This is a genomic window from Asticcacaulis tiandongensis (assembly GCF_006475605.1).
Taxonomy (GTDB): domain Bacteria; phylum Pseudomonadota; class Alphaproteobacteria; order Caulobacterales; family Caulobacteraceae; genus Asticcacaulis; species Asticcacaulis tiandongensis.
Window position 1 is genome coordinate 122,994 of record NZ_SSBC01000020.1, and the last position, 21,629, is coordinate 144,622.

General features: G+C 56.4%; 24 protein-coding genes. 14 read left to right on the forward strand and 10 right to left on the reverse strand.

The features are described from left to right. Positions 1-2: 2 nt before the first annotated feature. Together E5201_RS12945 and E5201_RS12950 are read right to left on the reverse strand one after the other, a co-directional pair. Complete coding sequence (locus tag E5201_RS12945; RefSeq protein WP_140986699.1) at positions 3-659, reverse strand: ChrR family anti-sigma-E factor; 657 nt, start codon at positions 657-659, stop codon at positions 3-5. Further along, positions 656-1,327, reverse strand: coding sequence for a sigma-70 family RNA polymerase sigma factor (locus E5201_RS12950; protein WP_140986700.1), 672 nt, complete (start codon positions 1,325-1,327; stop codon positions 656-658). Before E5201_RS12950 ends, E5201_RS12945 begins: the two co-directional genes overlap by 4 nt. A 121-nt stretch (positions 1,328-1,448) precedes the next feature. Between E5201_RS12950 and E5201_RS12955 the strand changes: the two genes are divergently transcribed. From E5201_RS12955 to E5201_RS12965, 3 genes are read left to right on the forward strand one after another with little or no spacing between them, the layout of a single operon-like run. After that, positions 1,449-2,822 (forward strand): NAD(P)/FAD-dependent oxidoreductase, encoded by a 1,374-nt coding sequence (locus E5201_RS12955; RefSeq protein WP_140986702.1) that lies wholly within the window; start codon positions 1,449-1,451, stop codon positions 2,820-2,822. After that, on the forward strand, positions 2,819-3,604 hold the full coding sequence (locus tag E5201_RS12960) for a DUF1365 domain-containing protein (protein WP_140986704.1): 786 nt from the start codon (positions 2,819-2,821) through the stop codon (positions 3,602-3,604). Before E5201_RS12955 ends, E5201_RS12960 begins: the two co-directional genes overlap by 4 nt. 3 nt (positions 3,605-3,607) lie before the next feature. After that, on the forward strand, positions 3,608-4,822 hold the full coding sequence (locus E5201_RS12965) for an SAM-dependent methyltransferase (protein WP_140986707.1): 1,215 nt from the start codon (positions 3,608-3,610) through the stop codon (positions 4,820-4,822). On the opposite strand, the gene E5201_RS12970 is transcribed toward E5201_RS12965, so the two are convergent. Further along, positions 4,811-5,593, reverse strand: coding sequence for a DUF1295 domain-containing protein (locus E5201_RS12970; protein ID WP_140986709.1), 783 nt, complete (start codon positions 5,591-5,593; stop codon positions 4,811-4,813). The genes E5201_RS12965 and E5201_RS12970 overlap by 12 nt on opposite strands. Positions 5,594-5,705: 112 nt before the next feature. Between E5201_RS12970 and E5201_RS12975 the strand changes: the two genes are divergently transcribed. The 4 genes from E5201_RS12975 (at position 5,706) to E5201_RS12990 (ending at position 9,499) form a co-directional block, all read left to right on the forward strand. Beyond that, positions 5,706-6,092 (forward strand): DUF2147 domain-containing protein, encoded by a 387-nt coding sequence (locus tag E5201_RS12975; protein WP_246050722.1) that lies wholly within the window; start codon positions 5,706-5,708, stop codon positions 6,090-6,092. A gap of 66 nt (positions 6,093-6,158) precedes the next feature. Further along, a complete protein-coding gene (locus tag E5201_RS12980) occupies positions 6,159-7,073 on the forward strand; it encodes a response regulator (protein ID WP_140986711.1) in 915 nt (304 codons plus the stop codon). Continuing rightward, on the forward strand, positions 7,070-8,251 hold the full coding sequence (locus E5201_RS12985; RefSeq protein ID WP_140986713.1) for a hypothetical protein: 1,182 nt from the start codon (positions 7,070-7,072) through the stop codon (positions 8,249-8,251). The genes E5201_RS12980 and E5201_RS12985 overlap by 4 nt, the downstream gene beginning before the upstream one ends. 24 nt (positions 8,252-8,275) lie before the next feature. Further along, positions 8,276-9,499 carry a hypothetical protein gene (locus E5201_RS12990; RefSeq protein ID WP_140986715.1) on the forward strand — a complete coding sequence of 408 codons (1,224 nt, stop codon included), beginning with the start codon at positions 8,276-8,278 and terminating at the stop codon, positions 9,497-9,499. A 22-nt stretch (positions 9,500-9,521) separates the two neighbouring features. Here the strand turns inward: E5201_RS12990 and E5201_RS12995 are convergent, their stop codons facing one another. Continuing rightward, positions 9,522-9,911, reverse strand: a complete 390-nt coding sequence (locus E5201_RS12995) for an MliC family protein (RefSeq protein ID WP_140986717.1) — start codon at positions 9,909-9,911, stop codon at positions 9,522-9,524. Positions 9,912-10,036: 125 nt separating this feature from the next. Further along, positions 10,037-12,211 (reverse strand): prolyl oligopeptidase family serine peptidase, encoded by a 2,175-nt coding sequence (locus E5201_RS13000; RefSeq protein ID WP_140986719.1) that lies wholly within the window; start codon positions 12,209-12,211, stop codon positions 10,037-10,039. A 219-nt stretch (positions 12,212-12,430) separates the two neighbouring features. Between E5201_RS13000 and E5201_RS13005 the strand changes: the two genes are divergently transcribed. From E5201_RS13005 to E5201_RS13015, 3 genes are read left to right on the forward strand one after another with little or no spacing between them, the layout of a single operon-like run. Then, the gene (locus E5201_RS13005; RefSeq protein WP_140986721.1) at positions 12,431-13,042 is read left to right on the forward strand and encodes a hypothetical protein; all 612 of its coding nucleotides are present in this window, start codon (positions 12,431-12,433) and stop codon (positions 13,040-13,042) included. Positions 13,043-13,045: 3 nt separating this feature from the next. After that, the gene (locus tag E5201_RS13010; protein ID WP_140986723.1) at positions 13,046-13,348 is read left to right on the forward strand and encodes a winged helix-turn-helix domain-containing protein; all 303 of its coding nucleotides are present in this window, start codon (positions 13,046-13,048) and stop codon (positions 13,346-13,348) included. 44 nt (positions 13,349-13,392) lie between these two features. Then, positions 13,393-13,683, forward strand: a complete 291-nt coding sequence (locus E5201_RS13015) for a hypothetical protein (RefSeq protein WP_219993637.1) — start codon at positions 13,393-13,395, stop codon at positions 13,681-13,683. On the opposite strand, the gene E5201_RS13020 is transcribed toward E5201_RS13015, so the two are convergent. Continuing rightward, positions 13,669-14,262 carry an SRPBCC family protein gene (locus E5201_RS13020; RefSeq protein WP_140986725.1) on the reverse strand — a complete coding sequence of 198 codons (594 nt, stop codon included), beginning with the start codon at positions 14,260-14,262 and terminating at the stop codon, positions 13,669-13,671. The two genes, E5201_RS13015 and E5201_RS13020, sit on opposite strands and share 15 nt — an antisense overlap. After that, positions 14,252-14,584, reverse strand: coding sequence for a metalloregulator ArsR/SmtB family transcription factor (locus E5201_RS13025; RefSeq protein ID WP_140986727.1), 333 nt, complete (start codon positions 14,582-14,584; stop codon positions 14,252-14,254). The genes E5201_RS13020 and E5201_RS13025 overlap by 11 nt, the downstream gene beginning before the upstream one ends. Positions 14,585-14,722: 138 nt before the next feature. Between E5201_RS13025 and E5201_RS13030 the strand changes: the two genes are divergently transcribed. Together E5201_RS13030 and E5201_RS13035 are read left to right on the forward strand one after the other, a co-directional pair. Next, entirely contained in the window at positions 14,723-15,529 is an 807-nt protein-coding gene (locus E5201_RS13030; RefSeq protein WP_246050731.1) for a sugar phosphate isomerase/epimerase family protein, read from the forward strand. Positions 15,530-15,586: 57 nt separating this feature from the next. Then, positions 15,587-15,907: a 4a-hydroxytetrahydrobiopterin dehydratase gene (locus tag E5201_RS13035; RefSeq protein ID WP_140986731.1), complete on the forward strand. Its 321-nt coding sequence runs from the start codon at positions 15,587-15,589 to the stop codon at positions 15,905-15,907. A 4-nt stretch (positions 15,908-15,911) separates the two neighbouring features. Here E5201_RS13035 and E5201_RS13040 read toward each other — a convergent pair whose 3' ends face one another. After that, positions 15,912-17,957, reverse strand: a complete 2,046-nt coding sequence (locus E5201_RS13040; protein ID WP_140986733.1) for an NAD(+) synthase — start codon at positions 17,955-17,957, stop codon at positions 15,912-15,914. A gap of 244 nt (positions 17,958-18,201) precedes the next feature. Between E5201_RS13040 and E5201_RS13045 the strand changes: the two genes are divergently transcribed. Both E5201_RS13045 and bamJ read left to right on the forward strand, forming a co-directional pair. Continuing rightward, positions 18,202-19,404 carry a threonine ammonia-lyase gene (locus tag E5201_RS13045; RefSeq protein WP_140986876.1) on the forward strand — a complete coding sequence of 401 codons (1,203 nt, stop codon included), beginning with the start codon at positions 18,202-18,204 and terminating at the stop codon, positions 19,402-19,404. After that, complete coding sequence (bamJ, locus tag E5201_RS13050; RefSeq protein WP_140986735.1) at positions 19,385-19,882, forward strand: BamJ family beta-barrel-assembly machinery protein; 498 nt, start codon at positions 19,385-19,387, stop codon at positions 19,880-19,882. Before E5201_RS13045 ends, bamJ begins: the two co-directional genes overlap by 20 nt. A gap of 40 nt (positions 19,883-19,922) precedes the next feature. On the opposite strand, the gene rlmN is transcribed toward bamJ, so the two are convergent. Both rlmN and E5201_RS13060 read right to left on the reverse strand, forming a co-directional pair. Further along, on the reverse strand, positions 19,923-21,104 hold the full coding sequence (gene rlmN, locus E5201_RS13055; RefSeq protein WP_140986737.1) for a dual-specificity RNA methyltransferase RlmN: 1,182 nt from the start codon (positions 21,102-21,104) through the stop codon (positions 19,923-19,925). A gap of 73 nt (positions 21,105-21,177) precedes the next feature. Continuing rightward, positions 21,178-21,597, reverse strand: coding sequence for an MAPEG family protein (locus tag E5201_RS13060; protein ID WP_140986739.1), 420 nt, complete (start codon positions 21,595-21,597; stop codon positions 21,178-21,180). Between the last annotated feature and the right edge of the window lie 32 nt (positions 21,598-21,629).

Below are 21,629 nucleotides of genomic sequence, written 5' to 3' on the forward strand. Positions count from 1 at the left end.
GGCTATATCCCCAGAATAGGTTGGATGAAGCGCACAATGCGGCTTTTGAAGCGTAAGGGGGCGTCGGTAACCGCAAGGCAAATGCAGTCTTCACCGGCACTGGCAATGGGTTGGTGTTCTATGGTTTCGTCGGTTTCCTCGAAATCCCCGCGCCCGAAATGACCGTTGTGGTCGCGGAAACTCCCTTTGAGCACCAGCGTCAGTTCCCGTCCTCTATGGCTGTGCTCGGGCACCGGCTTGCCTGCCGGAATGCGCAAAAGGCGCACATATATATCCGGATTTCCGGTGCGGATCGGGTAGTGATAGGCCCCAAGCCCCAACGGCTTCCATTTCAGCTGATCCATATCCGTGCCAATATAGTCCCGCAAAGGTTGCGGAAAAACGGGCGAAGAGGCGCGTGAAACGGCTGCAGGTTTCAAGTCGGGCTTCGGGGCATTAAGGCGCGCCTTAAAGGCTGCCCATGAATCATCCGATGCAGATGCTGCATTCGGCAGGGCCTCAAGCAGGGCGCCGCCAGTATCTTCCATGCAGGACAGGCGCTGACGGCAGTGCGGGCAAAGAGCCAGATGCGTCGCTACAGCCATGCTCCAGCCTTCCTCAAGCGCGCCTGTGGCATATTCGAGCAGCAATTCGTCGCTGATATGGTGCTTGATGGTCATAGGCAGTCTCCGAGCAGGTCGCGCAAACGGGAGAAAGCGATGCGAATACGCGATTTTACTGTGCCCAAAGGCAGGTTCAGCCGTTGAGCTATGTGACTGTGCGACAGGTCCTCGTAAAAAGACAATCGCAACAGTTCGGCCTGTTCCGGCGGTAAGGTCACAAGCGCCTGCCGGATATGTGTCGCCTGTTGCTGCGCCACCAGAGACTGGTCGGCGGCAGGCATTTCATCCGGCACAAATGCCGGATCGTTCGGATCAAAGGCCGGGCGGCCGGTTTTGCGAAAGGCGTCGATGCGCACATTGCGGGCAATGGTGAAGACCCATCCGGAAACCGAACCGCGCGAAGGGTCAAACTGCGCGGCCTTGTTCCAGATAGCCATCATGGTTTCCTGCATCAGCTCTTCGGCCAGTTGCCGGTTGCCATCGGCCTTAAGCATATAGGCGGTGATTTTCGGGCCATAATGACGAAACAGGGTTTCAAAGGCATCCACGTCCTGCCTTGTGGCCACGCGTCTGAGACAATCGCTCAGCGTCTGGGTCAGAACATCAGGCTCTGGCTGTGTCACGCGGCGCTTCTTTTCCCAATGCGGCTTCGTCCGCGTCAGCAGGACACCCTGTGACGTATCGCGGAAGCTTATCTCAGCTCTATTGGAAACGACTATTTGCATGAACACAAGTACGCAGTGTGTCGTTAAATGGATCATGCACCGCGAATTTTTTTATCCGCGTGATCCAAAGGTGATGTGACACCGTATCTGAATTATAAGACCTTCGACTGCGGGGATGCACATGGCCGACACCACACACGATAGCGCTTTTTCAGGAAGCGTTTTTTCCGAGCGCAAATCTATCGCTGTCATTGGCTCGGGCATATCTGGCCTGAGTGCAGCCTGGCTTTTGGGGCGCGCCCACGAGGTCACCCTTTATGAGGCAGACGCACGCCTTGGGGGCCATGCCCATACGGTTGACGTGTCTATGCCCGAAGGTCGTGTGGCGGTCGATACCGGCTTCATCGTTTATAATGAGCGTAACTATCCCAATCTGACCGCCTTGTTTGACACCCTGAATGTCCCGACGGTCGAATCGGATATGTCCTTTGCGGCGTCTCTGGGGGATGGGGCCTTTGAATATGCAGGCCACAGCCTGTCGGGCCTTCTGGGGCAGAAAACCAATGCGGTTCGCCTGCGTTTCTGGCAGATGGTCAGCGATATTTTCAAATTCTACCGCCATGCGCCGAGCTATCTGCGGGAGGTGCCGTGCCATGATGTCACTCTGGGGGAGTATCTCGATGCGCAGGGCTATTCCCAGAGCTTTATAGATAATCATATCCTGCCCATGGGGGCGGCGATATGGTCAACCACAGCCAGTGAGATGCGGTCCTATCCGCTGGTGGCCTTTGTGCGGTTTTTCGAGAGCCACGGGCTTCTGACGATTACAGATCAGCCGATCTGGCGAACGGTCAAGGGCGGCAGCCGCGAATATATCAAGCGGATGATGGCTGATTTCAACGGCACGGTTCTTACCCATGCACCCGTGCGCTCTGTCCGGCGAACCCCTAAGGGTGTTGAGGTGCGGGTCTCACCAGATAGGGCGCAGGTTTATGATGATGTGATCATCGCTACCCATGCCGATCAGGCGCTGGCCATGTTGGCGGACGCGACCCATGATGAAACGCGGTTACTCGGTGCGTTTGGTTATACGAAAAACCGTGCGGTATTGCATTCTGATCCTGCTCTGATGCCACGGCGTCGTAAGGTCTGGGCCAGCTGGAATTATCTTGGCGGGGCAGGGGAGGCTTCGGGTCAGAAACTGTGTGTCAGTTACTGGATGAACCGCCTTCAGCCGCTGGAGACGCGTTCTGACCTGTTTGTAACGCTTAATCCCATCCGTGAACCGCGTTCAGGCCTGACCTATGCCGAATTTGACTATGCGCATCCACTGTTTGATCAGGCAGCGCTTGTGGCACAAACACAGCTTTCGCGTCTTCAGGGGCAGGGCGGTGTCTGGTACTGCGGCGCACATTTTGGCAGTGGCTTCCACGAAGACGGGTTGCAATCCGGTCTGGCGGTGGCGGAAATGGCCGGGCAGGTCAGACGCCCCTGGCGGGTCAATAATGAATCGGGCCGTATCTGGCTGCCCAAGGCACTGGTGGCGGCAGAATGACCTCGGCCATCTATACAGGCACCGTCGTGCATCAGCGGTTTCGGCCCAAGCCTCATCACCTCAGGTACAGGGTGTTTTGCCTGAGCCTTGATCTGGATGAACTGGATGGCCTCAGCCAGCGCCTGACGCTTTTTAAGCGTAATCGCTTTGGCATCTTCAGTTTCCATGATGCCGACCATGGCGCGCTGGATAGTGAAGCCTCTCTGAAAGACTGGGTCTATGGACATGTCAGAAGTCTGGGGCACGACACGGCGGGGCTTAAGGTTGAGATACTCTGTTATCCGCGCCTGTTCGGCTATGTGTTTAATCCGCTGACCGTCTATTATTGCGGCGACGCCAAAGGGCAGCTTGTGGCCATTCTTTATGAGGTCTGTAACACTTTCAAGGAGCGTCATACCTATGTCATTCCTTGCCTTGGTCAGGGTGAAACCGTGCGTCAATCCTGTCCCAAGGCCTTCTATGTTTCGCCCTTTCTGCCGCCGGAAGGGGACTATCATTTCAAGCTTACCCCGCCTGCTGAGCGGGTCAGTGTCCACATCACCGAGACCCTGCCCGAGGGGAAGGTGCTGTTTGCGGGTTTTGACGGCACGCGCGTGCCGCTGAGTGACAAGGCTCTGCTGAAAATGCTTCTGACCTACCCCCTGATGACCCTTAAGGTGACGGTGGCGATTCATTTCGAGGCCCTGCGCCTGCTGCTCAAGGGGCTTAGGGTGTATAGCCATACCCCTGCCAAACACCGCGTCGCCAGCAGTCTGTCCGGTGTCGCGGCAGGGGGAGACTAAGCCATGCAGCAGGCAGATATTTTAAAGCAAGGCCACAAACCGGTACGTCTCAAGCTGTGGCAGTCGCTGTTTCAGCGCCTGCTGTCCAAAGCGCAGGCAGGCACCCTGCATGTGAGATTTTCTGATGGAAATTATTTTACCATCCGTGGTGCAGACGAAGGTCCGCAGGCCGTTTTGCATCTGCATAATCTGAGGCCCGTGTGGCGGCTTATAACGGCGGGCGAACTGGGCTTTGCGCGTAGCTATCTTGAGGGGGACTGGGACAGTCCCGATGTCGGCGCGGTGTTAGGGTTTGCCCTGAAAAACGAGCAGGCGCTTCTGTCGCTCCTGAGAACCTCAGGCGTATGGGGGCGACTGGATTACTGGCGGCATCGCCTGCGCCCCAACAGTGTGCGCGGCAGTCGTCAGAATATCGCCTTTCATTATGATTTGGGGAACGACTTTTACAGGCTGTGGCTTGACGAAAGCCTGACCTATTCGTCGGCCCTGTTTACGCGGCCTGACCTGACCCTATTTGAGGCGCAGGCGGCCAAGTATGCGCGTATCCTGACACAGTTAAATATCGGCCCTGAGGATCATGTGCTTGAGGTAGGCTGTGGCTGGGGCGGGTTTGCCGAATATGCCGTGCGCAAAACCGGGTGCCGCGTCACCGGCCTGACCCTGTCGACCGAACAGGCGCACTATGCACGGGCGCGTCTCAAGGCGGCCGGGTTTGAAGACCGGACGGATATTCGCCTCGAAGACTACAGGCATGTAACCGGCACCTATGACAAGATTGTCTCCATCGAGATGTTCGAGGCAGTCGGCGAAGACAACTGGCCGGTCTATTTTGACGTGCTGCGCCAGCGCCTTAAGCCTGAGGGCAGGGCGCTGATCCAGACAATTACGATTTCGGATGAACGGTTTGAGCATTATCGCCGCCATGCTGACTTCATACAGACCTATATTTTTCCGGGCGGGATGTTGCCGTCACCTGATGCTTTCCGGCGCAGTGCGACCGCCAGCGGTTTTAAGGTCGATGAGGCCCTGGCTTTCGGGAGCGACTATGCCCGTACCCTGCGCCTGTGGGATCAGGCATTCATCAAGGAATGGGACAGCATAAAGGTGCAGGGCTTTGACCAGCGCTTTTTCCGCATGTGGCACTATTATCTGCAATATTGTGCGGCTGGTTTTGAGGGCGATCCCCTCGATGTCTATCAATATACCCTATCCGTCTAAGGACTTTCGGGGGCCGGGGAAGAAGGCATTGACCTGACGCTGATAGCGGCGAAAGGCGTCGCCGCGACTGGCCAGCATGTGCTTCTCAAGCGGCGGTATGCCTGACGCATGTACCAGTACCCAGTACATCATCAACGGTGCCAGCAGGCTAAGCGTCACCAAACCCCAGCCGCCACTAAGCGCCATTACCGGCCAACTGCACCAGAACAGCCATTCAAAAAAGTAATTGGGATGACGGGAATAGCGCCACAGGCCTTCGTCGAATACGCCGCCCTTCGCGCCGGACTTGCGATGCGCCGCCAGTTGGTGATCAGCCAGGGCTTCGCCGCCGATGGCGACAACGGCAATCATCACAGCCAGAGCATCGGTCAGGCCAAGCGGCCCTGAACCTGAAGCTGCCGCCAGAATCGATACGACTAAAACAAACGACGCAGCGGCCTGAATTTGCAGAAATTTGAACAGTTCAAACGATGCACGATCACCCCATCGTTTCATCAGATCGGCGTAGCGCGGGTCATCGGTAATGCCCCCGCTTCGTCGGCCAATATGGCTGGCCAGACGCACGGCCCACAGAACGATCAGCCCCATAACCATCCAGCGCCGCGCACTGTCGGGCAGCATCAGCAGACCTGACACCGCCGCCAGACCGGTCAGGGCCGCCCAGACCGTGTCGATCCAGCCGCTATTGCCCGTGCGCCTCTGTATCCACCAGGCCAGCGACATGCCGAGGAAAAGAAATGCCGCGATAGCCATCAAAAGTTCCGCTGTCATATCGGTTACCCTTCTGTTTTCAGCCCCGTCAGTAAGATTACGTCAACTCGAACGCTCCGGATGTCATCCGGAAGCGATTTTCATACGTATTGAGAGGGAAATGGAGGTTCCTATGCGACATCTTTCCTTTTGCCTTGCGCCTCTTATGGTGCTGAATGCATCTCCGGCCTATGCTGATAGTGCCCATGTTGGCAGTGAACACATAAAAGGCCAATGGGCGCGTGATGACGGGCGCTCACGCGTGGAAATCAGCCGCTGTGGCGATGACTGGTGTGCGGTCAATCTGTGGATTAAGCCCGGCACCAAGGATGAAAAGGCCGGAGATGTCCTGATCATGACGCTGAAGCCTGAGGGAGATAAAAGTCTGTCGGGATCAGCCTATGATCCGCAACGCAAACTGACCTATAGTATCCGCATCAAAACCGGTGCGGAGGTCATGACGACAGAGGGCTGTTTTCTCGGTCTTTTTTGCCGATCTGTACAATGGAGCCGGCTCTAAATCTTGAATTAAGTTATCTGCCCTAGGGTAAGCCTCTTTTAGAGGTAACGGGCTCAAGTTTCCGAAATGGTGCGGACATCCACAGCGAAAAAACCGGAGAGTGCGAATGTTACGGGCGCCAGTATTCTGGTGGTCGAGGATAATGACTCCGCGCGGCGCATGATCAGCGACCTCCTGCGGGCCATAGGGTTCAACAGGCTTTTGCAGGCCCGCACAGGCGAGGAAGCCATTGCGCTGATAGAGGGGCATAATCCCGACATTCTGCTGGTTGACTGGGGCTTACCCGGTATGTCCGGCCTTGAACTGGTCAGCCGGCTTAGACAAGCCGCGGTCATGGACGACAAGCGCTTCCCCAATCCGAAAATGCCGGTAGTCATGCTGACCGCACGTCAAAGATCGATGGATGTGGCCGATGCCCGTAATGCCGGTGTCGATGAATTCGTCGTCAAACCTTTTTCAACCACCAGCCTTCTGAGGGCGGTTCAGGCCGTGCTCCTGAACCCGCGCCCCTTCATTATTGCCGCCGGTTATGTTGGCCCGTGCCGCCGCCGCAAGCCGGATACCGCTTATGACGGGCCAATGCGTCGGACAGACGACATAGAGCGCGCCGCAGATGCTGAATTTCGCGATATGTTCCAGCGCAGTCTTTCGGTGGAACTGGAAAGTCTGCGGGCCCTGATGCAGGCGCGCGGCGGGCTGCACAAACAGACGCTGCGCTATATGGTCAGCCAGTTGCTTGAGAAAGAACGCAAGGCGCTGGAATATCGCCTGACGCTCGTGGCGCGCGCTACACACTCTTTAAACGATTATATGCAAGAGTTTGGCGATGACGCCGATCCGAAGGTTCTGGATGTGCATCTTGAGGCCATCATTCGGCTGAGCGGATTGCAGGCAGAGGAAACGGAAGAGGCGCGAAAGATTATACGCCAACTGGATAATCTGGTGGCGCGGCGCAAGAAAAACAGAAGGTTGAGCGCATGAATGCCTTGGCGGGCAAAGAGTCGGGTCGCGGTTTTGCGGATCAGGCATACGGAAGCACCGGCAATGCGGGCCGTGATGTCCGTAATCTGGCTAATCTCGGGGAAACGGCGTCCACCAGCCGTGTGCTTAATCTGTCGCAGATATATCTCAGTTCCTCAAACGAGGACGACTATTACGCGCGCCCCTTCTTCAAGGATTCGCAACTCAATAAAGCCATTGTCGTCAAGCATACCTTGCGGGCGAATGAACGTGACCATTTCTCGCGCCCCCGCCGCACAGCCACTAAGGTTATCCTGCCGTTTGATCCTATGGACCTAAAGCTCGGAGGGCGTTCAGTTCTGGTCAACCAGATCGGTTTTGACACCTTTGCGCGTAACTATTTCAATATTGATGACGTGGCGGGCCATCACGACGTTCAGGTTTTGCGTCTGCTGGATCAGTTGCCGTCGCTTGATCCGTTTCTGGTGCGTGAACACCTGTCGCGCAATGGCTTCAAGCCAGCGGCCTGTTATCTGAAAATCTCGCCCTATGATGTGCAGCGCATGATCGGCTTCGCCAACGAAGAGATCGAGCGTCTGGTAATGACGGCGTTTGGTGACGGACTGGTCGGTGGGGCATCGCGCAAGCTGGCGGGCAAGATACTGGCCAATGAGCTTGATCGCGAATTGTGGCCGCTCAAGAAAACCCTGCGGATGTCCGACGAGGAATTCTCGGATGGCATTTTCTCATGGCGCGGGTTTTTATACTTCAAATGGCGGCATATCGAACTTCAGGAAGAAATGCGCCGCGTGCTTGAGGGCCTCGCCAGCTATATGCCGCTGGGTATCATGGATGAAGGGGTTCGGGACTATCTCAAGGAAGCCCGCCCGCGTCTGGCCCGACGCATCGTACAGGCGATTTCGACCGTGGGTCGCACGCTGGCCATCTATGATCAGGCCTATCATGCGCTGGTCGAAGGGGAAAATCCGGGGCCTTTCCGGCGGTTCTTGCTTGATGGACCAAGCCTGTTCTTTGAACTGGGTGAAAGCATCGGCATCCTGGGCCATATTAGTTCGTTCTGGGGCTATCGCATGTCGGCCAATCCGATGATGCAGCGCCTGACGCCACTCGAATATGCGGACATACTGATGGATTTCGAAGACAGTCTGATGATTTTGGGTGCGCCCGAAGTCAACTGAAGCGTTTTCGACAAGGTAGATTAGATGAAGGCGAGAAAACCAGCCTCAGCGGTGGCGTCCCGAATAACCCCTGAGTTTCAGCCACGGGTTATTCGCGAATATCGCAATCTGGCCAATCTGAACCAGACGGCGTCCTCAAGCCGTGTGCTTAACCTGTCGCGCATTTACCGTATCTGTGGCAGGGACAGGGACTATAGCGAGGCGCCGTTTTTCCAGTCGTCGCTGTTGAACCGCTGCATTATCCTCAAACATACCCTGCGGGCCAATGAGCGCCATTTTTATCATTCCAATCGTCGTACGGTCACCAAGATCATACTGCCCTATGATCATTCCGACCTGAGACTGGGGGGCGCCAGTATCTTTATCAACCAGTTGGGCTTTGAAAGTCTGGCACGGCAATATCTGAATATTGCTGACTTTGATAAGAACAAGGACATCAAGGTCCTGCGTATTCTCGACCGGCTACCATCGCTTGATCCGTTTCTGGTGCGGGAAAATCTGGCGCGTGCCGACATCAGGCCGGCCTCATGCTATCTCCAGATTTCCGGCGCTGACCTGTCGCGCATGATGCAGTTCACCAGCCGTGAAATCGAGCGACTGGTGAATACGGCTTTGGGGGAGTATTATACCGGTGCGTCGATGAAGCTTGGCAACAAGATATTGTCCAATGAGCTTGATCAGGAACTGTTGCCGCTGAAATCCACCTTCCGCATGTCGGAGCATGAATTTACCGAAGGCGTCTTCGCCTGGCGGGGCTTTCTTTATTACAAATGGCGTTACCTTGAGCTTCAGGACGCCTTGCGCGAAGTGCTTTCGGGCCTTGGCAGCTATCAACCGACGGGGATGCGAGACGATACGGTGCGCACCTATCTGGCTTCGGCGAAGGTCAGGCTGGCCAAAGGCATGGCACGTGCCCTTAATCAGGCCTATGACGTGTTGAATGTCTATGACACAGCCTATGCCGACATGGTGGCGCGTGGCAAACCGGCTCCGTTCAAGCGGTTTTTGCTGAATGGCTCAGGCCTGTTTACGGAACTGGGGGAGGTGATTGGTACGCTTGATCACATCACATCCTTCTGGAAGTTCCGCATGAGCAAGTCCATCCAGACCGGCAAGGCGCTCAAGAGTGCCGAATATGCCGATGTGCTGATGGATTTTGAAAGCGGGCTGAGTCACCTGTTTGAAGAGCGGCCAAGTTTCAATGTGACCACAACAGGCTTTGCCCGCGCGGTTATACCGGCGGGCTAAAACCTCAGTCTATAGAGTGTGTTTAAGACGCAGTGCGGGTGCAGGCGTCGTCCGTACCCCATGTGGCCATATCGCCATCCCGGTGCAGACGGTGATCACCGCCCGTATAGAGATCGCCACGGTCGGAATCGACCTTGTTCAGGGTGACGGTCTGGTTGGTGGTGCCAAGGATGGTTACATCCGCCTTATCCATGCCATAGACGACCGACAGGCGCGCACCGCTGGCGCATTCGTAGATATTGGGATCAGAGGTGGTGAGGTCTGCGGCGGCTGACGATACGGCGACAGCGGCTTCGCTGGCCAGATTTTCAGTGGCCGAGCCGATCTGGTTGAGGTTTTCTTCGGTTTCGGGGTTATTACAGGCCACAAGCAAGCCGCCCATAAAGCCGACCGCGATAATTTGACGTATCATTATATCCTCCTGAACATTCCTGTAAGCGAGGGCTTAGGCGTATCAGGGCTTTTATAAGAAAACGATTGCCGGTAACGGGCTGCGTGATCAAAAAAGGGGCAGGTTTTGCACCTGCCCCTTAGGTATTAATCCATTAGCTTCTGCATCAGATAGGTGTATTCCAGCGCATGACGCTTGGCGGTTTCCTTAAGGTTAGCGGCGGCGGAGTGGCCGCCATCAATGTTCTCGTAATAGAGATAGGGCAGGCCCATATCCTCAAGCAGGGCAGCCATTTTGCGGGCGTGGCCGGGGTGAACGCGGTCATCCTTGGTTGAGGTAACAAAGAACGGTTCCGGATAGGCGACGCCGTCTTTCAGGTTATGATAAGGCGAGATGCTCTTAAGGAACGCGCCTTCGGTGGCGTCATCCGGACGGCCATATTCGCCCTGCCATGAGGCACCGGCCAGCAGGGTATGGAAGCGGAGCATATCGAGCAGCGGCACCTGAATGACCACGGCATTCCACAACTCAGGGCGCTGGGTCAGTTGCACGCCCATCAGCAGGCCACCATTCGAGCCACCCATAATGCCTAAACGGCGCGGTGAGGTGATCTTTCTGGCGATGATGTCTTCTGCTACGGCCTGAAAATCATCAAAAATCAGCTGGCGGTTGGTTTTTAGGCCAGCCTCATGCCATTTGGGGCCGAATTCACCGCCGCCGCGGATATTGGCCAGTACGTAGGCCCCACCCTTTTCCAGCCAGAGTTTGCCTAGGCCCCCGGAATAGGAGGGTTTCAGCGAAATCTCAAACCCGCCATAGGCATAAAGCAGGGTGGGTGTTGAACCATCAAGCTTTGCGTCTTTGCGCATCACGACGAAATAAGGGATTTTTGTACCGTCTTTTGAGGTTGCCCAGTGCTGTTCGACCTTGAGGCCGGCGGGGTCAAAACGGGCCGGGCTGGCCTTGACCTCATGGGCCTCAAGGCTCACGGCATCGGCACGGTACAGGGTTGAAGGTTGCAGATAGCCGGTTGACCAGGCAAGGACCGCGTCGCTTTCGTCATCGGCAGACCCAATGCTTAAGGATGAGTTTTCCGGCAGGGCGATGGTGTGTTGCGTCCACTGACCGTTGTTGAAATCAACGCTGACGATCTTGCCGGTTACGTTGGATAATACCGACAGAATGACGCGGTTTTGCGTCAGGGTCAGGCTTTCGACGCTTTCGTGGTCGGAAGGCGCAAAGACCACTGTGGGTTCAATCTGTTCGGGATATTTGAGGGCGGCAAACAGATCAAGCGCAATGACGGCGCCTTCGGGATAGACTATGCCTTTGGTGCTTTTAAATTCGTCCTTGAGGCTGAATATCGCCTGTCCCTTATGATAGGCGCTGAGTTCAGTGGTGAGGGGCAGGGGCAGTCTGACCTCGCGGCCCTCATGGAACCATGTGGTTTCGACCTCAAAGAACGACGGGCGGCGATCCGCAAAATCAATGACATAGTTGCCGTCGATATCCCGAAGCACGGTGCGGTAGGCGATCATGTCGGTCGCTTCGCCGCGATGAATTTCAACGGCCTCCTCAAGCTTTTGCCCGCGCTTAAGCGCCTTGGTGACATAGGCGTAGCCTGAGGGGGTAACTTCACCCGGCACCCATTCACGTGCGACATAAAGCGTATCGGCATCTTTCCATGTCACCACCTGCTTGCCTTCGGGAAGTTCAAAACCGCCTTCGACGAAGGTTTTGGTTGTCAGATCATATTCACGTACGGTGATGGCGTCCTTGCCGCCATCGGACAGATTGATCAGACACAGGGTATTTTCCGGCGGCAGGCAGTCCGAGCCTTTGTAAACCCAGTTCTTGTCTTCAGCCTTGGCCAGCGCATCGAAATCGAGCAGGGTTTCCCATTCAGGGCTGTCGCTGACATAGGAGGCCCAGGTCGTGCGCCGCCAGATACCGCGCACATGGTCCTTGTCCTGCCAGAAATTGTCGATCTTGCCGCCCTTGGCAAACGAAGGCGCAGGGATGCGGTCTGTGGCCTCAACGATTTTCAGCATCTCGGCTTCGTTTTCGGCAAAGCGCGGATCGGTGCGCAAATGATTCAGGCTGCGTTCATTGCGCGCACGCACCCAATCGAGCGCCGCTTCGCTTTCAACCTCTTCAAGGAACTGACGCGGATCGGGTGTGTCGGCGGTTGCGGTGTGCGGGTTATGGATAGCGGGTTTAGCGGTTGTCATCTGAGCCTTACTGGTGAGGGGAAACGCCATGGCCAGACAGGCAATGCTCAGGCTGGCGAGCTTGGAGCGCAGGGGGCGGTTTCCGGTCATGAGGTCTGATCCTGTGCAGGAATGAGCGGGCAGCTAACACTGTCAAAGGGCGGGGGTGCAACCGGAAAAGTGAGTGTGTGGCAATAAATGACTTTACAAAATAAAGTTCTTTTTGTAGTTGGATGTGTGTGAACTTCCCTGTTCGCTTCCCGCCTATGTCATCGACCGTTACGAGGTGACACAGGCGGGGTCATCCATTTCTGCCACGAGGGGGCAAACATGTCCGAAGCACTGAAAAACGATATAGCCTATATGAAGGCGCTGGCCGAAGACGGTGGCCGTCAGCCGATACGCGGGGGCGGTGCTCTGTTCTGGGCGGGTCTGTGCTTCGGGGCCGCAAGCCTTGTGCACTATGGATTTATTACGGGGCTGCTGCCCATGCCGACGCCGTGGATTATCAGCGCAAGCTGGCTGGGTGCAGGTGCGATATATGCGCTTCTGTCGATTGTCAGTATCAGGGCGTCCATTGCCCGTTATGGCTCAGGCGGAGCCATGAACCGCCTGTTTGGTGCGGTGTGGTCAATGACCGGCGTGAGCATATTTATCATCGCCATGTGTTTGTTGCTGGCTGGTAACCGGTTGGGCCATACCGATATTCTGATTGCCGGGCTGGCACCGACTATTCTGGTTCTTTATGGGGTGGCCTGGTGGGTGAGCGCCGTCATTTCGGGGCAAAACTGGCTGAAATGGGTCTGTTTTGGCACCTTTGGCGGTGCCATTCTGACGGCCCTGACCGCCAATGAGCCTGAGCAGTTTCTGGTCTATGCCCTGTGCCTGATCCTGTTTGCGACCCTGCCGGGCCTTAAGCTGATGTCGGCGGAGCGGGGGTAGATCGTGGCAGATGATTTTAATCTTGAGGCTATAGATGATGTTATTCATGGTCGGTTGCGTCTGGGGGTCATGGCCTATCTGTCGACGGCCGGATCGGCGGATTTTACCCGCCTCAAGCAAAAGACAGGTGCCACGGACGGCAATCTTTCGGTGCAACTGCGTAAGCTGGAGGAGGCCGGATATGTGGCCATCGACAAGAGCTTTGTCGGCAAGAAGCCTCTGACGACGATCACCCTGACCGAGACCGGTCGTGCCGCCTTCGTAAGCTATCTTGAGGCCATGCGCCGCCTGATTGATACGGTTTAGCAAAAGCGTTACACTGCCCCTCAGGCACTGAGGGGGCTTTTATTATGTCAGTCAGAACAGTCAGATGGGGCTTGATGGCCATGGCGGGAGTGGTCTTACTGAGCGCCTGTGCGACGCAGGCAGGCTATGTGTCGCCGCCTTCGGTGCCGGGGTTCTGGATGGGGCTGGTGCACGGGGCCATTGCGCCCTTTTCGCTCATCGGCCACCTGTTTAATCCCGAAGTGCGCATCTATGCTGTGCCCAATAGCGGCGGCTGGTACGACTTCGGGTTTCTGATTGGCCTGTCAGTGGTCTGGGGCGGTGGTGGTGCCGGTGCGGCTTCAAGCCGGAGGTAGCGGCAGGCTTAGCAGCTTGTCGTCGGGAATCTGCTGGTAATGGGCTTCGATGGCGGCGTGGGTCGTCCAGAACGGACGGGGCGGACGGTTATTAGCCACGTCTTCAAAAATGCCCAGATGTGAATGCCACCCGCCGAGATAATCGATAATCAGGTCACGGCGAATACGCGGATTGGTCTGGGTCAGGCGCAATAAGACCTTATCGTCCTGAGGGGTCAGGGTAATGGTGACCGTGGCGATCTCATCTTCTGAGGCTTCGTCGCCTTCGGGCCAGGTGAAGGAAACCTGATGCGGGGCGTCGATGCTCAGGAGTTTGACATCGAAACTGACCGGCTCACGCATGACGCTGAACCGCTCAGGGGCCACTTCGCCGGAAAGCTGTGTGTGGTTGAAGGTCATGGTGAAGTACTGACCGGCCTGAGAGGGGATGTTGCCGCTGCTGAACCATCTGGCGCGTTTATCGCCATCGACAATATAGGCCCAGACCTTTTCCAGCGGGCCGGGCAGAAGGCGCTCAAACACCAGCATGCCGTTTTCATATACTTTCCCGTAGTCTGTGTTTTGGGATTTATCGGTCATCGTCCGGTGTCTCCGTAAGAAGGGTTTCAAGGTTGTCCAGCGCCTGTGCCCAGTGGCGACGGGTGCGGGTAATCCACTCTGACATGTCGTCAAATCCGGCCTGATTAAGCCGGTAGATACGTTGCTGTCCCCTGACTTCGACACTGACCAGTTGTGCAGCCTTGAGGATTTTCAGGTGCTGGGAAATGGCGGGCTTTGAGAGGGTGAATTGCGCGGCAATATCGCTGGCGGGCATGTGGGCGGTCTGCGCCAGATGCTCAAGGATGCGCCGTCGCGTCGGGTCGGAAAGGGCGGTGAAGCTGTCGGGGTCGGATGAAGTCATATGTAATAATTAACCATCTACTTAATTAAGTCAATTATAAAATATACTCACATTGACAGGGGCGGCAAAACGGCGTTCTGTGGCGCGCATAAATATAAATCGGAGAGGAAAATGAGCGCGATGTGTTCACGGAGAGGTATGCTGAAAGGGGTGATGGGGCTGGGGCTTATGGCGTCGTTTGCACCAATGTCCTTAAGGGCCGGTACCGTCCCGTTCCCGCATATCGGGGCGCAGGTCTATACGGTGCGTGAAGCCTATGCGGCCGACCCTCTGGGGACACTCAAACGCCTTAAGGCCATCGGCTATGACGAAGTGGAACTCACTGGGCTTGGGGGGATTGCCCCGAAGGTATTGCGTCAGGCCGTGTCAGATATGGGGCTTAAGGTGCCGTCGATGCATATCGGTCTGCATGACTGGCGCGACCGGCCTGAGGCGGCGCTTGATGAGGCGGCAGAGTTGGGCGTCCGTTATGTCGTTCTGGCCTGGGTCGAGGAGGCTGATCGTGGTGACTGGAAGGCGCTGTCCGATGCCATGAACCCGTGGGGCGAACTGGCTAAGGCGCGGGGGCTGCGCTTTGCCTATCACAACCATGATTTCGAGTTTACCCAGAAGGTCGATAATGAGCCGGTTCTGCATACGATTCTGAACCGTACCTCTGCCGATCTGGTGACGCTTGAGTTCGATGTATACTGGTCGGCCTTTGCCGGATATGATCCGCTCTATGTGATGACACATCATGGGGATCGTATCGAGTTGCTGCACCTCAAGGACATGGCGGCAGATAAGAAAATGGCCGATGTTGGGGCGGGGACGCTTGATTTTCCGGCTATCCTGAAACAGGCAAAGGCCTCAGGGGTGAAGCATGTCTTTGTCGAGCGCGATGATGCGTCGGACCCGTTCGCAACGGTTGAGAGCACATTGCGTTATTTGCGCACAGTGGTTTAGGCCGCTATAGTGAGGGGGCAACAGAAGATATGGGGGCGGTAGGAAACAGGAGCCGCTATGTCATTTGCTACAGACCCTATTCGCCTTACCGAGGATCAGATCAGGGGCTTAAGCGAAACCCTGCCCCTCTGGCAGGTAAGCCACGATCACCTGACGATTACGCGAGAATTTAAGTTCCGCGATTTCATGAGCGCCTTTGATTTCATGACCGAGGTGGCCGCCGTCGCCGAGGTCGCGGATCATCATCCCGATTGGTCAAACAGCTACAACAAAGTCAGTATCAGTCTGACAACCCATTCTTTGGGCGGCTTATCCGACAGGGATGTACGTCTGGCCGAAGCGGCGGATATGGCGGCGGTCACCCATAAAGGCCGATAGCCTCTTAATCGGGTACATTGGCCCGCAATTCCTCAAGCCAGACGGTGGCTGTGCTGTCCGACGGGGCGCGCCAGTCGCCGCGCGGCGACAAGGCCCCGCCGGAGATCAGCTTGGGCCCATTGGGCACAGCCGAGCGTTTGAACTGAGAAATGGTGAAGAAGCGGAACAGGAAGACTTCGAGCCATTTTTTGATTTCCGCCAGATCATAGGCGCGGCGTTTGGCTGCGGGGTAATCGGGTGGCCAATGTCCGGTTTCGGCGTCCTTCCAGGCCTGATACTGCAAAAAGGCGATCTTGGACGGTTTCAGGCCGTAACGGGTCAGGTAATAGAGCGTAAAGTCCTGAAGGTCATAGGGGCCGACCTTGTCTTCGGTGCGCTGAACCTCTTCGCCGGTCACAGGTACTAGTTCCGGTGAGATTTCGCGCTCAAGCACCGAGCGCAATATGCGTGAGGTCTTTGGGTCGAATTCGGTTTTCGCCGCCCAGCGGATCAGGTGCTGGATCAGGGTCTTGGGCGCGCCGCCATTGACATTGTAATGGCTCATATGGTCGCCGACGCCATAGGTACACCAGCCGAGCGCCAGTTCCGACAGATCACCTGTGCCGACAACAAAGCCCTTGTGTTCGCCCGCCAGACGGAACAGGAAATCGGTTCTCAGGCCCGCCTGCACATTTTCAAAACTGACGTCATAGACGGCTTCGCCGCGCGAATAGGGGTGGCCAATATCCATCAGCATACGCTTGGCGGCCGGACGGATATCGAGTTCGTGTGCCGAAACGCCCAGCGCCTTCATCAGCTTATGGGCATCGGATTTCGAGCCGGAAGTAGTGCCAAAACCCGGCATGGTATAGGCCTTGATGGCCTCACGCGGCTTGCCCAGACGGTCAAAAGCCTTGACGGCGACGATAAGGGCGTGGGTCGAGTCAAGCCCGCCCGACACGCCGATCACTACGCTTTGCGAGCGGGTGTGCTCAAGGCGCTGCATAAGGCCATGCACCTGAATATTGAAGGCCTCATAGCAGTCTTCGTCAAGACGCGAGCGGTCGGCGGGCACATAGGGGTGACGGGCCACGCTGCGGTAAAAGTCAGTCAGATCATGGGCTTGCCAGTCGAAGTTAATACGCCGTGCTGATCTGGCCTCAAGGCGTGCCGCGTCGGCAAAGGTGCCGTTTTTCAGGCGATCCAGCGCGATGCGTTCGGCATCAATATCGCCATAGATCAGGCTGTCGGCGGTGAAGCGTTCGCCTTCGGTAATCAGGTTGCCCAGTTCGTGAATCAATGATTGACCGTCCCACGCCAGATCGGTTGTGGATTCGCCCAGGCCTGCGGCAGAATAGGCATAGGCGCACATCAGGCGCTCTGAGGTGGCCGCACATAAGGCCTTGCGGGCGCGGGATTTTCCAACCACGACCGGAGAGGCTGACAGGTTGAGCAGGATGTGTGCGCCATTGAGCGCCAGTTGGGTTGATGGTGTGACCGGAGACCAGACATCCTCACAGATTTCCACGCCAAAGGTGAAGTCAGAAAGTCCGTTGGCGCTAAAAATCAGGTCGGTGCCGACGGGTACGGTTTCACCATCCAGATTGATTTCCGTGATCCGCAGATCAGCGCCTGAGGCAAAATAGCGCTTCTCGTAATATTCGCGGTAATTGGGCAGATAGATTTTCGGTACAATCCCAAGGCAGCGCCCGCCCTTGATGATGGCGGCGACATTATACAGGCTGGGACCAAGGCGCATCGGCAGGCCGAGCACCACCACACTGCGCCAGTCTTTTGAGGCGTCGATAAGGGCCTTCAGGGCGGATTGGGCGCTCTCAAGCACGGCCTGCTGGCTGAACAGATCATCGAGCGCATAGCCGGTCAGAGACAATTCGGGAAACAGCACCAGATCGCTACCAGCGGCATTGGCCTCAAGCGAAAGGGTGAGGTGGCGCTCCAGATTGGCCTGAGGATCACTAAGCCTGACCTTGGGTGTGGCGCAGGCCACTCTTACAAATCCGTGTGAAGCCGGTGAGGAGAAAGTTTTCGGATTTTTTCCGGTTTCGGACATTTTCTGCCAATCCTTGAATCAATTGCCCTGTTTATGCCGGTGTAATTGTAAAATGAATATGCAGAAAATCAGATTTGACGTAATAAATGACGGCAAGTGAGGTGTTGCACGTGAATTTTGTACAAAACGTATCAAATGATACTTTATTCGTGCGGGCAGGTTTTCCTGCCTTTTTGCATTTTAGCTTTGGGGCTTAAGCGCGCCTCTGTTAAGGAAGCGCCTTATTATGTACGAAGACACATCTATGAGCCTGACCTATAAGGATATCACCGCCGCTGCCGAGCGCCTCAAGGGGCACGTGCTGAATACGCCGTTTTACCACTCGCAGCGCCTGAGCGCCGCGACGCGTACACAGGTGTGGATCAAGGCGGAAAACCAGCAATATACCTCGGCGTTTAAAGAGCGCGGCGCACTCAACAAGCTCCTGAGCCTGAGTGATGACGAACGCGCGCGCGGGGTTTATGCGGCGTCTGCGGGCAATCACGCGCAGGGCCTTGCCTATCACGGGCAGCGTCTGGGGATTCCGGTCACCATCGTCATGCCGCGCGGTACGCCCTTTGTGAAGGTGCAGAAAACGCAGTCCTACGGGGCGAAAATTGTCATCGAAGGCGCAAGCTTTGACGAGACCTCAGCCTATGCACAAAAGCTGTGCCGTGATGCGGGTGCCGTCTATGTCGATCCGTTCAATGATGAAATCGTCATGGCCGGTCAGGGTACGGTGGCCATTGAAATGCTTAAGGCCGTGCCGGAGATCGACACCCTGATCATCCCGATCGGTGGTGGCGGTCTGATTGCCGGTATGGCTGTGGCCGCCAAGGCTATCAAGCCGTCTATCCGGATCGTTGGCGTGGAAACGGTGATGTATCCTTCTTTCCATACACGCCGTAACGGTCTGGCCTCGCCGGTCGGTGGTTCAACCATCGCCGAAGGCATTGCCGTCAAGGATATCGGCGAGCGCAGCTTTGCCATTGCCGATCCGCTGGTGGATGAGGTGCTGGTAATCGAAGAAGCCGATTTCGAGCGCGCCATCGCCATGTACGTCAATGTTGAAAAGACGGTCACCGAAGGGGCGGGGGCTGCGGGCATTGCGGCGGTTCTGCGTCATCCTGAGAAGTTCGAAGGCCAGAAGGTCGGTCTGATCATGACCGGCGGCAATATCGATATGCGTTTGCTGGCGTCTATCCTGCAACGCGAACTGGTGCGTGAAAAGCGTCTGGTGACCTATCGCATTCTGGGCGATGATCGTCCGGGCATGCTCAGCCAGATGGCCGATGTCATCTCGAGCAAGGGTGGAAACATCGTCGATGTGGCGCATAATCGCCTTGTGCTTGATGTCCCCGCCAAGGGGGCCGAGTTCGACATCATGGTCGAAACGCAGGATGCCCGCCACGCCCATGAAATCTCTGAAGCCTTGAGGAATACCGGATATGCCCTTCGCATGGACTAAACCTGCCCTTGTGGCAACGGCGCTGATGTTTGGTCTGAGCGGGGCGGCCTGCGGGCAAAAGCCTGATCCGGCAGCGGTGGCCGCAAACCTTGAGGCGGGTCAGGCTTACCTGACCAAGGTTTCCAAGGAAGACGGCGTGCAGCCGCTTGAGCGCGGCATGTACTATAAGGTGCTGACCCCTGCCGCCGATGCCAATGCCCCTAAGCCCACGGTGCGCGACACCGTTAAGGTGCATTATGAAGGCAAGCTGATTGACGGCACGGTGTTCGATTCCAGCTTTGAACGCGGCTCGCCTGCCGTGTTCCCCCTTGAGGGGCTGGTTGAGGCCTGGCGCGTGGCGATCCCGCAAATGAAAAAGGGTGAAACCTGGGAACTTTATGTGCCGTCTGAACTTGGGTACGGCGACAAGGCCGCAGGGCCCATTCCGGCCAACAGTGTGCTGGTGTTCAAGATTGAGCTGATTGATATTCAGCCATAAGTAAAAAGCCCCTTCTGAAAAGAAGGGGCTTTTTTTATTCTTATAATCCTGAGGCCAGATTTCCGTAGGGCAGGGGCGCGACGCGATCCTGCTTGCGCAGTTCACTGGCGCGGGTCTTCTCACTCTCGGATTTTAACTGGCCGCAAGCCGCCAGAATATCACGTCCGCGTGGTGTGCGGATCGGTGAGGCGTAACCGGCCTTGTTGAGAATAGCCGCGAAACGCTCAATGGTTTTCCAGTCCGAGCACTGATAGTTGGTGCCGGGCCAGGGATTGAACGGTATGAGGTTGATCTTGGCTGGAATTCCTTTGAGTAGCCCCAGAAGCGCACGGGCTTCGGCGGGTGAGTCATTCACATCCTTCAGCATGACATATTCGAAGGTCACGCGACGGGCATTGGAAATGCCGGGGTAGTTACGAATACCTGCCATCAGTTCCTTAAGCGGGTATTTCTTGTTGAGCGGCACCAGCATGTCACGCAGATCGTCATTGGTGGCATGTAGCGAAATGGCCAGCATGGCCGCCGTGCGGTTGCCGAGCGCTTCCAGCTCAGGCACGACGCCGGAGGTAGATACCGTGATCCGGCGGCGCGAAATAGCGATGCCTTCGTTGTCGGAAATGATATCGATGGCGTCGGACACGCTGTCGAGATTATAAAGCGGCTCGCCCATACCCATGAAGACGATGTTCGACAGCTTACGGTCTTCCTTGGGTGAAGGCCACTCCTCAAGGTCATCACGGGCAATCTGTACCTGAGCGACGATTTCAGCCGCCGTCAGATTGCGCACCAGCTTTTGCGTGCCGGTGTGACAGAAAGAACAGTTGAGCGTGCACCCGACCTGTGAGGAGACACAAAGCGCGCCTGAGCGGCCGACGTCGGGAATATAGACGGTTTCGACCTCGATGCCCGGTGCCATGCGGATCAGCCACTTGCGCGTGCCGTCCTGAGAAATCTGGCGCTCAACGACTTCGGGGCGGGCCAGCGTGAATTTCTCAGCCAGCGGGCCGCGCTGATCCTTGGCGATATCCGTCATCTTGTCGAAGTCGGTAAAGCCGTAATGATGCACCCAGCGCCAGATCTGCGTGGCACGCATCTTCGCTTTGCGCGCTTCAACCACGCCTGAGGCGATCAGGGCCTCAACCAGCCCCTGACGCGTCAATCCGGTAATATTGACCAGTGACGGGGTATCAGGTTTGGCAGACAGATCGAGTGTATAGGCCAAGGTTCAGGCTTTCATTAAGAGATAAGCTGCGAGCCTATACAGGAAAAAGCCTTTGACGCCAAGCGTGGCCTTTTCAGATCGCTAAAGCGAGCCAGACGACACGGCCCATCAGTATCATTACACTCACAAAATTGATAAGGAACACCATGCCACGCAGGGGGATATTACTGGTCAGGGTCTGAACGGCGCTGTGAATGAGGCGTCCGGCGAGGAACAGCCATGCCGCAAAAACATCTATGGCTGTGACGGCTTGCGAAAAATAGATGAACGTCGCCGCAAACAGGGCGAAAACCGGCAGTTCGAACTGGTTCGACAGGTTGCGGGCCACGCGCTTTGAGCGCGACGGGTCGGCACCGGCATTAACGAAATCGCCAATCCTGACCTCACCCTTGGCCACAGCGCTTTGTCGCAGGACCGTTAGCCAGACATAAAGAAGCGCGACCAGAGCAAAGTGGCCAAGAAACGGCAGGATAAACCACTGGGTGAGCGTCATATAGCCTCGGGTATGAAAAAGCCCCTCCACGA

Coding starts and splice junctions, on each gene's coding strand:
- E5201_RS12945 (WP_140986699.1), bottom strand. CDS start 659: ATGACCATCAAGCACCATATCAGCGACGAATTGCTGCTCGAATATGCC.
- E5201_RS12950 (WP_140986700.1), bottom strand. CDS start 1,327: ATGCAAATAGTCGTTTCCAATAGAGCTGAGATAAGCTTCCGCGATACG.
- E5201_RS12955 (WP_140986702.1), top strand. CDS start 1,449: ATGGCCGACACCACACACGATAGCGCTTTTTCAGGAAGCGTTTTTTCC.
- E5201_RS12960 (WP_140986704.1), top strand. CDS start 2,819: ATGACCTCGGCCATCTATACAGGCACCGTCGTGCATCAGCGGTTTCGG.
- E5201_RS12965 (WP_140986707.1), top strand. CDS start 3,608: ATGCAGCAGGCAGATATTTTAAAGCAAGGCCACAAACCGGTACGTCTC.
- E5201_RS12970 (WP_140986709.1), bottom strand. CDS start 5,593: ATGACAGCGGAACTTTTGATGGCTATCGCGGCATTTCTTTTCCTCGGC.
- E5201_RS12975 (WP_246050722.1), top strand. CDS start 5,706: ATGCGACATCTTTCCTTTTGCCTTGCGCCTCTTATGGTGCTGAATGCA.
- E5201_RS12980 (WP_140986711.1), top strand. CDS start 6,159: ATGGTGCGGACATCCACAGCGAAAAAACCGGAGAGTGCGAATGTTACG.
- E5201_RS12985 (WP_140986713.1), top strand. CDS start 7,070: ATGAATGCCTTGGCGGGCAAAGAGTCGGGTCGCGGTTTTGCGGATCAG.
- E5201_RS12990 (WP_140986715.1), top strand. CDS start 8,276: ATGAAGGCGAGAAAACCAGCCTCAGCGGTGGCGTCCCGAATAACCCCT.
- E5201_RS12995 (WP_140986717.1), bottom strand. CDS start 9,911: ATGATACGTCAAATTATCGCGGTCGGCTTTATGGGCGGCTTGCTTGTG.
- E5201_RS13000 (WP_140986719.1), bottom strand. CDS start 12,211: ATGACCGGAAACCGCCCCCTGCGCTCCAAGCTCGCCAGCCTGAGCATT.
- E5201_RS13005 (WP_140986721.1), top strand. CDS start 12,431: ATGTCCGAAGCACTGAAAAACGATATAGCCTATATGAAGGCGCTGGCC.
- E5201_RS13015 (WP_219993637.1), top strand. CDS start 13,393: ATGTCAGTCAGAACAGTCAGATGGGGCTTGATGGCCATGGCGGGAGTG.
- E5201_RS13020 (WP_140986725.1), bottom strand. CDS start 14,262: ATGACCGATAAATCCCAAAACACAGACTACGGGAAAGTATATGAAAAC.
- E5201_RS13025 (WP_140986727.1), bottom strand. CDS start 14,584: ATGACTTCATCCGACCCCGACAGCTTCACCGCCCTTTCCGACCCGACG.
- E5201_RS13030 (WP_246050731.1), top strand. CDS start 14,723: ATGCTGAAAGGGGTGATGGGGCTGGGGCTTATGGCGTCGTTTGCACCA.
- E5201_RS13035 (WP_140986731.1), top strand. CDS start 15,587: ATGTCATTTGCTACAGACCCTATTCGCCTTACCGAGGATCAGATCAGG.
- E5201_RS13040 (WP_140986733.1), bottom strand. CDS start 17,957: ATGTCCGAAACCGGAAAAAATCCGAAAACTTTCTCCTCACCGGCTTCA.
- E5201_RS13045 (WP_140986876.1), top strand. CDS start 18,202: ATGAGCCTGACCTATAAGGATATCACCGCCGCTGCCGAGCGCCTCAAG.
- bamJ (WP_140986735.1), top strand. CDS start 19,385: ATGCCCTTCGCATGGACTAAACCTGCCCTTGTGGCAACGGCGCTGATG.
- E5201_RS13060 (WP_140986739.1), bottom strand. CDS start 21,597: ATGACGCTCACCCAGTGGTTTATCCTGCCGTTTCTTGGCCACTTTGCT.